The organism is Qipengyuania sp. B-5 (assembly GCF_056857815.1).
In genome coordinates, this window is sequence record NZ_JBSXNU010000044.1 from 1 (window position 1) to 7,548 (window position 7,548).

13 protein-coding genes are annotated in these 7,548 nt (G+C 59.4%); 10 read left to right on the top strand and 3 right to left on the bottom strand.

The window, feature by feature from the left end:
• Window positions 1-24 precede the first annotated feature (24 nt).
• Entirely contained in the window at window positions 25-771 is a 747-nt protein-coding gene (locus AC13CE_RS07410; protein ID WP_482972041.1) for an IS1595 family transposase, read from the bottom strand.
• 149 nt (window positions 772-920) lie between these two features.
• Between AC13CE_RS07410 and AC13CE_RS07415 the strand changes: the two genes are divergently transcribed.
• The 3 genes from AC13CE_RS07415 (at window position 921) to AC13CE_RS07425 (ending at window position 2,745) form a co-directional block, all read left to right on the top strand.
• The gene (locus tag AC13CE_RS07415) at window positions 921-1,559 is read left to right on the top strand and encodes a S24 family peptidase (protein WP_482972042.1); all 639 of its coding nucleotides are present in this window, start codon (window positions 921-923) and stop codon (window positions 1,557-1,559) included.
• Window positions 1,560-1,671: 112 nt separating this feature from the next.
• On the top strand, window positions 1,672-2,001 hold the full coding sequence (locus tag AC13CE_RS07420; RefSeq protein WP_247710368.1) for a hypothetical protein: 330 nt from the start codon (window positions 1,672-1,674) through the stop codon (window positions 1,999-2,001).
• A gap of 102 nt (window positions 2,002-2,103) precedes the next feature.
• Window positions 2,104-2,745 carry an MBL fold metallo-hydrolase gene (locus AC13CE_RS07425; RefSeq protein ID WP_482972050.1) on the top strand — a complete coding sequence of 214 codons (642 nt, stop codon included), beginning with the start codon at window positions 2,104-2,106 and terminating at the stop codon, window positions 2,743-2,745.
• Between the two features lie 7 nt (window positions 2,746-2,752).
• Here AC13CE_RS07425 and AC13CE_RS07430 read toward each other — a convergent pair whose 3' ends face one another.
• Together AC13CE_RS07430 and AC13CE_RS07435 are read right to left on the bottom strand one after the other, a co-directional pair.
• Complete coding sequence (locus AC13CE_RS07430) at window positions 2,753-3,151, bottom strand: MAPEG family protein (protein WP_482972043.1); 399 nt, start codon at window positions 3,149-3,151, stop codon at window positions 2,753-2,755.
• 36 nt (window positions 3,152-3,187) lie between these two features.
• Window positions 3,188-3,352 carry a hypothetical protein gene (locus AC13CE_RS07435; RefSeq protein WP_482972044.1) on the bottom strand — a complete coding sequence of 55 codons (165 nt, stop codon included), beginning with the start codon at window positions 3,350-3,352 and terminating at the stop codon, window positions 3,188-3,190.
• A 38-nt stretch (window positions 3,353-3,390) separates the two neighbouring features.
• On the opposite strand from AC13CE_RS07435, the gene rpmF reads away from it, so the two are divergent.
• The 7 genes from rpmF to AC13CE_RS07470 form a co-directional block, all read left to right on the top strand.
• Window positions 3,391-3,573: a 50S ribosomal protein L32 gene (rpmF, locus tag AC13CE_RS07440; RefSeq protein WP_040965823.1), complete on the top strand. Its 183-nt coding sequence runs from the start codon at window positions 3,391-3,393 to the stop codon at window positions 3,571-3,573.
• Between the two features lie 26 nt (window positions 3,574-3,599).
• Window positions 3,600-4,637 carry a phosphate acyltransferase PlsX gene (gene plsX / locus AC13CE_RS07445; protein WP_482972045.1) on the top strand — a complete coding sequence of 346 codons (1,038 nt, stop codon included), beginning with the start codon at window positions 3,600-3,602 and terminating at the stop codon, window positions 4,635-4,637.
• A complete protein-coding gene (locus AC13CE_RS07450; RefSeq protein WP_482972046.1) occupies window positions 4,634-5,599 on the top strand; it encodes a beta-ketoacyl-ACP synthase III in 966 nt (321 codons plus the stop codon). The genes plsX and AC13CE_RS07450 overlap by 4 nt, the downstream gene beginning before the upstream one ends.
• Before the next feature lie 122 nt (window positions 5,600-5,721).
• Window positions 5,722-6,024 carry an integration host factor subunit alpha gene (locus tag AC13CE_RS07455; protein WP_473822795.1) on the top strand — a complete coding sequence of 101 codons (303 nt, stop codon included), beginning with the start codon at window positions 5,722-5,724 and terminating at the stop codon, window positions 6,022-6,024.
• A 19-nt stretch (window positions 6,025-6,043) separates the two neighbouring features.
• Window positions 6,044-6,412 carry a MerR family transcriptional regulator gene (locus tag AC13CE_RS07460; RefSeq protein WP_482972047.1) on the top strand — a complete coding sequence of 123 codons (369 nt, stop codon included), beginning with the start codon at window positions 6,044-6,046 and terminating at the stop codon, window positions 6,410-6,412.
• A gap of 202 nt (window positions 6,413-6,614) precedes the next feature.
• Entirely contained in the window at window positions 6,615-7,034 is a 420-nt protein-coding gene (locus AC13CE_RS07465; RefSeq protein ID WP_482972048.1) for a hypothetical protein, read from the top strand.
• Window positions 7,035-7,209: 175 nt separating this feature from the next.
• A partial coding sequence (locus AC13CE_RS07470) for a transposase (protein WP_482972049.1) occupies window positions 7,210-7,548 on the top strand: 339 nt, incomplete at its 3' end.

Sequence of the window (7,548 nt, forward strand, 5' to 3'; positions counted from 1 at the left end):
CCCCGGATCGCTATCAAAAAGGGTTCAAAGAATGCCCACTCGGCATCCTCCATCAGCAACCGCGCCAAGATAACCTCCGCAAAAGCTATCTTGAATCACATCTCGCAGCAATTGTGAATCCAGTTTGTCAACAGGGCCTAGATCGCTGTAGCCGCCAAATTCGTCGGTGTGGACTTCCGTATGAGCTTTGACGTGCATCGGAATGATCTGGTTCATCGTGTTCTTACGGCGGTCGGGCAGGATGCGAACGGTGATGTCACCGCCGCGTTCAAACATGCCAATCACGGCGACCTTGTTGGCCTTGTAGCCCGATCCTTTTCCCGTCGCTTCACCGCCCATGTAGGTTTCATCAATCTCGACAGTCTTGAACGGGCCACCAAGCGGTTCGTCACCGTCCACGATAGCCATATACTTGCGGATTTCATGGCACATGCGCCACGCGGTCTTGTAGGTCACGCCGATCTGGCGTTCGACTTCCTTGGCAGCGACACCGTTTCGCGTCGTGCAGAACAGGAACATCACATAGAACCAGTCCCGAAGGCTGGTGCGGGTGCGATGGAAGGGCGTTCCGGCAGTCGGATAGATCTGGTGGCCGCAATGCTCACACGCATAGCTGCGGCGCTTCTGGACGCGGTAGAATTGCGCATCCTTGCCGCACTTTTCACATTCGTGACGCTCACCAAAGCGGGTCAGCTTTAGGTGCTCTAGGCAGCTTTCCTCGGTGGGGAAGCGGTCTTGGAATTTGCGAAGGGTGAGAGTGTTCTTTGCCATGCCAATTATCTAGCACAGAACCTTACTTGTCGCAAGGGGATAATCCCCAAATCCTACTTGTCTAGGAAAAATCCTATGCTATAGGAATTTTCTTGCACAAGCCGCCGATCATTGGGGTTGGAGGGCTTGGACAGCGGAAGGAGCAAGCTATGGATGGCATGACCGCAGAACGTGCCCGGCTGGTCGAACTGACCGAGAAGAGCCGCACCAGCCTCGCATCCCTGTCCGCCATGTTGGGCCGCAATCCCAGTTATTTGCAGCAATTCGTCCGCAAGGGGAGTCCGCGCAAGCTGGAGGAGGCCGATCGCCGCCGGCTGGCCGAATTCTTCGGCGTGGACGAGGTCGAACTGGGGGCGGATCCCGTCATGAGCTCCAAGCGAGATTTTGACGATTTTGTCGCTGTTCCCCGCCTTGCACTCGATGCCTCGGCTGGACCCGGTGCCTTTTCGGCGGAGGAAATTTCCTTCGACAGCTTCCGTTTCAGCCGCCGCTGGCTGCGGGAAATGGGTCTGGAAGGTGCCGACCTAACCGCGATCCGGGTGGAGGGAGACAGCATGGAACCCTTGCTGCGCAGCGGAGACGAGATTTTTGTCGATCGGAACAAGCGAGCGGGGGAGGGTGTGCATGTGGTCCGCATCGGAGACGTGCTTCACGTAAAGCAGATCCAGGCGAGCGCGCCGGGTCGTATCGCCCTGATCAGCGCCAACGAAGCTTATTCTCCGATCGAGCTGGCCCGCGAAGAGATCGAGATTATCGGGCGCGTGGTCTGGAAAGGCGGGCGGATCTAGTTGACTGGCTACTTTCAATAATCGGCAGGTGGAACAATCTCTTGCCGGGTCCGTATGTCCCATGACTCCCCCGCCTGTGAACACTATGCCGGGGCAGATACGGAGAATTCCGATGCGCAAGACCCTCATCCCTATCGCTCTGGCCGGAACCGCTATGCTCGGTGGTTGCTCAACCTATGGCGGTGGCGGCGGACTGCTGGGTGATATCTTTGGCGGCAATGACTACGGTTACAGCGGCGGGAACGATCTTGAACGCCGCGCAGCCGGTGCCTGCGGGGATGAAGCCTCACGCTATGGCCGCGTTCAGGTTGACCGTGTCGACCAGCAGGACCGTGACTATGTCTATGTCTATGGCCGGATCGACAACCGCGATTACAACCGCGATGAATTCACCTGTATCTATCGCGCGGATGGCCGGATCGTGGATTTCAATCTGAGGTAAGCTATCGCGGGCCTATCGAAGATCCTGCGGAATGCGCACTTGCGACAAACCGGCGCGTATCTCACATAGGCCCGCATGACCCAAACGCCTTCAACCCCTCCGATGAAAGCCGGTATCGTGCCGGTAACGCCCCTACAGCAGAACTGTTCGCTGATCTGGTGCACTTCCACCAACCGGGGCGCTTTGATCGATCCCGGGGGCAATCTCGACAAGCTGAAGGCGGCCGTCGCGAAAAGCGGGGTGGAGCTTGAGAAAATCCTGATCACCCACGGACACATGGACCATTGCGGTGAAGCGGGCGTGCTGGCCAAGGAACTGGGCCTGCCGATCGAAGGGCCGCATGAGGCTGACCGGTTCTGGATCAGCCGCCTCGATGAAGATGGCGCGCGTTACGGCATGAATTCGCAAGTGTTCGAACCCGACCGCTGGCTAGAGGATGGCGACACGGTGACGGTGGGCGACCTGACTCTCGAGGTGATCCACTGCCCCGGCCACACCCCCGGACATGTGGTTTTCTTCCATCGGCCGAGCAAGTTCGCCGTCGTGGGCGACGTTCTCTTCCAGGGCAGCATCGGGCGCACCGATTTCCCGATGGGCAATCACCAGGACCTGATCGATGCGATCACCAAGAAACTCTGGCCGCTGGGCGACGATGTGACTTTCATTCCCGGCCACGGCCCCACCAGCACCTTCGGGCAGGAGCGCAAGACCAACGCCTTCGTCAGCGACGCGGCGCTGGCTTAGCCTCGGCCTACATCACGCCCAGAGAGATCAGCACCGCAATTGCGGCCAGTCCCAGCAGCGTCAGCATGGTGATAATCACTCCGACCTGACGGCCCTTGCCGAGTGCGCCGCCGTCCATCCCGAATCCGTGCGCCACGCGTCCCAGCATGTAGATGCCTGCGACCCATGCGAGCCATTGGTCGCCATGGCCCGAAAGCTCTATGGCGGCGATCAACACCAGTACGAAGGCGGTATTCTCGACGAAGTTGAGTTGCGCCCGCATTCGCGCGGTAAGCGGGCCGCCCGCATCGTCTCCAATGGAAACCTTGTGCTTTATGCGCATCTGCCCGACGCGGATCGACAGCCAGAGATTGATGATCGCGGCAGCCGCGGCAGCCGTCAGCGTGACCGGAAGGACGATACCCATAGAAATTCTCCCCTTTGCGAACCCTTTCTCCCTTGGCTAGGACCATCCGCGCAGTGCGGCAATCGACCTGCCAGGATTATCCTCCACTCCGCTTGCATCGCGCGCAAAAATCGCTATAGCGCGCGCCTTCACCGTCACGGTCGGGATGTTCGCCGTCATCGCGCTCTTGTGCGTTGCCGGACCATCCCCTAGGGCGGCCACCGAAATTGACTGAAATTGTTTGAGGAACAGGTGCCGAGATGGCCGTCCCCAAGAGAAAAGTATCGCCCCACCGCCGCGGCAACCGTCGTGCACATGATTCGCTCAAGGTCGAAGCGCATCACGAATGCTCGAACTGTGGCGAACTGAAGCGCCCGCACAACCTTTGTCCGCACTGCGGCTATTACAACGGGCGCGAAGTCCTCGCTCCCGAGGGCCTTTAAGCCTCTAGCTTGATTCGGAGAACGTCATGAGCCTGCCGCGTATCGCCATTGACGCGATGGGCGGTGACGAAGGCGTTCGCGTGATGATCGAGGGCGCCGCGCTTGCGCGCAGGCGCCATGATCGATTCAAGTTCCTGCTGGTCGGCGACGAAACGCAGATCAAGGCTGCACTGGCCAACCATCCCGGAATGTCCGGGGCAAGCGAGATTCTCCATTGCGAGGATGTCGTCGCGGGCGACGAGAAACCTTCAAGGGCGCTCCGGCGCGCGAAGACCACCAGCATGGGTCTTGCAGTCGATGCGGTGAAGCGCGGCGAAGCCGGTGCCGCCGTATCGGCCGGCAATACCGGCGCGCTGATGGCGATGAGCAAGCTCGCGCTGCGCACCATGCCCGGCCTCGACCGGCCCGCGCTCGCTGCCCTGCTTCCCACGCTTAGCGATGACGATGTCATCATGCTCGACCTTGGTGCGAACCGCGAATGCGACGCGCGCAACCTCGTGCAATTCGCGATTATGGGCGCCGCCTATTCGCGTATCGTGACTGGGCGCGAGCGTCCGCGCGTGCGCCTGCTCAATATCGGCACTGAAGAGACGAAAGGCACGGAGGACATCCAGGCCGCCGCCGATCGTCTGCGCGCCGCCAGTGAGCTGGCGATGGACTTCGAAGGATATGTCGAAGCCGACAAGATCAACCGCGGCGAATGCGACGTAATCGTATGCGACGGATTCTCCGGCAATATCGCTCTGAAGGCGATCGAAGGCGCGGCGCGTTTCGTCACCGATCTGCTGCGCAATGCATTTTCGTCCTCCTTCCGTTCGAAGGTCGGCTTCCTCGTCTCGCGTCCGGCGACTGAATTGCTGAAGCACCACCTCGACCCGAACAACCACAATGGCGCGGTCTTCCTCGGGCTGAACGGCGTGGTGGTGAAAAGCCACGGCAGCGCCAATGCCAAGGGCGTGGCCAATGCGGTCGAAGTGGCCGCTCGCCTGCTGGAGGACGATATCACCAACCGCATCGCGAAAGACTTGAGCGCCGTGGACACGCAAAGCCTGGACGCGAAATGATCCGCGGCGTGATCACCGGCAGCGGCAGTGCACTGCCCAGGAATTGCGTGACCAATGCGGATTTGGAAGCGCGCGTCGATACGACCGACGAGTGGATCGTCGAACGCACCGGCATCCGGCAGCGCTACATCGCGGGCGAAGGCGAAACCACGTCCAGCCTCGCCACGGACGCGGCCCGCAAGGCGCTCGACGATGCCGGCGTCGATGCCAGCGAGATCGGGCTGATCATCCTCGCCACCGCAACGCCCGACCATACATTCCCGGCCACCGCCACGCAGGTCCAGCAAGCCTTGGGTTGTCGCGGCGGAGTGGCATTCGACGTCCAGGCCGTGTGCTCCGGCTTCCTTTATGCGCTCGCCACCGCCGATTCCCTCCTCCGCACCGGCATGGCGAAAAAGACGCTGGTGATCGGCGCGGAAACATTCAGCCGTATCCTCGATTGGGAAGACCGCAGCACCTGCGTCCTCTTCGGCGACGGCGCGGGCGCGGTGGTCCTCGAAGCGCAGGATGTGACCGAAGACGGTCCCGGTGTTCTCGCCACAAGGCTGCATGCCGATGGCGAACACAAGGATCTCCTCTATGTCGACGGAGGCCCTTCGACCACGGGCGAAGTCGGCAAACTGCGCATGAAAGGCCGCGAGGTCTTTCGACATGCAGTGGTCAATCTGGCCGAGGTACTGAACGAAGTTCTCGATGATGCCGGCATCTCCTCCAGTGAGATAGACTGGGTCGTGCCGCACCAGGCGAACGCCCGCATTCTCGATGCCACCGCGCGCAAGCTCGGATTGTCGCCGGACAAGATCGTAGTGACGGTGGACCAGCATGCCAATACGTCGGCAGCTTCGGTGCCGCTGGCATTCGACGTGGCACGGAAGGACGGGCGCATCAAATCGGGCGACATGGTAATGTTCGAAGCAATGGGTGGCGGATTTACCTGGGGCGCGTCGCTCGTCCGGATATAACTTTTGATAAATATATGGCGCCGCTCCATTGTGCGACTCGCGGCAAGCTGTTAAATATCCAAGGTTACTTATAGTTAAGTCGCACTCCACTCAGGGTCGCCACTGGGGGAAGGATAATGGATATGATGCGTTCCGTGGGCACATTGACCCGCGCAGATCTGGCAGAGACGATTAACCGCAAGATGGGGCTTAGCCGCGCGGAATCGCTTGATTTGGTGGAAGAAATTCTCGCCAAGATGTGCGATGCGCTTGCCCGTGGTGAAAACGTCAAGATTTCCGGGTTTGGCAGTTTCGTCCTTCGCGACAAGAAGGAACGTATCGGGCGCAACCCCAAGACCGGTGTCGAAGTGCCGATTACCCCGCGCCGCGTGATGACCTTCCGCGCCAGCCAGCTGTTGAAAGAGCGTATCGCCAACAGCAATTGAAGCTGGTAGCGTCGGCGGCATGGCTGAGTTCGACGATCACAAGGAAACCGGCGCCCTTCGCACCATCGGGGAAGTCTCCAAGGCAACCGGTATCAAGGCGCATGTCCTGCGGTACTGGGAACAGCAGTTCCCGCAGCTAAAGCCGCTCAAGCGCAGCGGCGGGAGGCGCTATTACCGCGCGGAAGATGTGGCGCTGGTCGAACGCATCGACCGGCTCGTGAACCGCGAAGGCTATACGCTCAAAGGCGCGAAAGCCGCCCTGCGCGGAGCGTCCGACCAGCAGGACGCCTCGCAGGTATCGGCTGCGGCGGAAGCGTCTGTTAGCGGCGACGTGCTGGCAAAGCTGAAAGCTATCCGACAGGACTTGCACGCCGCGCTGGCGGGTTGAGGGGAATAGAAATAAGCCTTTGACCCCTTACGACGCCAAAGCGGACGTTCTTCCCACTGACGAAAACCTCCAATAAATAGCGCTCGTCATTCATATAGACTTCGATCCATTCTTTGACCAAACCAAGTTGGGAGACATTGCCATGCGGACATTACTATTGGCCGCACCTCTCATTGCAGCGTTGAGCTACTCAACTTCTGCAATGGCAAAAGACACTGCAGAGGCAGCAGTAATTCACGCTGTTGACGAATTTATGCGCTCTATCAAAGAGCAGGATGCCGAATTGATGGCATCTGTCACGACGGCGGAAGGCAGGACCAGTGGGCTGATCTATCAAGACGGCGTAGCGAAATTCTTCTCGGAGACGTTTCTAGAGGGTCAGGCCAGATTGGCGAGCGGCAATGAGGCGACATGGACTGAATCTTATTGGGACCCGACGATTCTCATTCACAACGGCATCGCCATGTTATGGGCGCCCTACAGCATGGAGGTCGATGGTATCCGGATGCATTGCGGAATAGATGTGTTCAATCTGGCATTCGTGAATGAAGAATGGAAAATCGTCAGCATCCAATTCACGGCCGAACCGGATGGCTGTCCCGGAGACCCTGACGCTCGTTAGAGCTCAACTCGTATTCTCCTTTGGGATTGCCCACCTTCCAAAGAAAATCGGCATTCAAACTTGTCCGATTGCCACCCTATTCTGTTGAAAAACTCCTCTTGCGAAGAGGGCGAGCCGCTGATTGTGCTTTGCACGCCTTCGGCTCCAGTGATCTTCGTAATCAGGAGATTTGCTGATGATGGGCGAACGGACGGTGATGCAGGAGGCGCTGTTCTACAGCTTCCGCATTGAGGATCATGTGCCGCAGGATCACCTGCTGCGTTCGGTTGACCGGTTCGTCGATCTGACGGGTATCCGAGAATACTTGAAGCCGTTCTACAGCTCGACCGGGCGGCCTTCGGTTGATCCCGAACTGATGATCCGGATGCTCCTCATTGGCTATTGCATGGGCATACGCTCGGAGCGCCGCTTGTGCGAGGAGGTGCACCTCAACCTCGCCTATCGCTGGTTCTGCCGGCTCGATCTCGAGGGGTCGGTGCCCGATCACTCCACCTTCTCCAAGAACCGGCACGGC